This is a genomic window from Dellaglioa sp. CoH-57-MRSF-19 (assembly GCF_056781975.1).
The window spans coordinates 1-585 of sequence record NZ_JBXAXW010000085.1 but is presented as its reverse complement, the minus strand read 5'-3'; the positions used below and the strand labels follow the sequence as shown (position 1 = coordinate 585).

The following is a 585-nucleotide window of genomic DNA, read 5'->3' as shown; positions in this document are numbered from 1 at the left end:
GAAGATAGCGCGAACCCGCCACCAGTGCGTCGTTCGCGTTTTTTCTATTCTCCGACGCAAAGTTTTGCTGAAGAAGTCAACGCATCGAAGTCTATTTCAGAAGAGAAGAGTCTTCCGCACGATAACGATGAGATCAACAGCCGAGTTATTCAGTACTCTGAAGAATTGCCTACTGAACTCGGTGACAGAATACACGTACTACGCGAATATTTGCTACGTGAGTGGGCACCTACGGCGTTGAGTGCTAACGCGGCCACCGCTCAATTCATTGACGTGGCACAACGAACTCTTGGCACTGCCATTGACCCGGCACCCCTCGTCAAGTTCGAACGCATGATCGATCGCGCGCTCACGATAAAGATGGCGGACTTTGTGGCGAAATATGCAGGACTGCCAAAGAATAAGGCATCTGACCTCTTGAATTCTGTGGCACCTCAACCACAGCAGGCATTGATCGTCCATCCGCACGATGACGAGATACGAGCCGAACATGAGCGCCGTAGACGCGCGTCCAGAACCAAAAACTCGGACACTGACAATGAAAAAGATTGATTATTCGAAGGTCAACAGCGTAACGGATCATCT

The 585-nt window shown here is 50.3% G+C and carries 1 protein-coding gene; it reads left to right on the top strand.

Features of this window, described 5'->3' with window-relative positions; genetic code table 11:
* Positions 1-552: hypothetical protein (locus AC1RO3_RS08335; protein WP_481763980.1), on the top strand; the 552-nt coding region annotated here is incomplete at its 5' end.
* Positions 553-585: the final 33 nt, after the last annotated feature.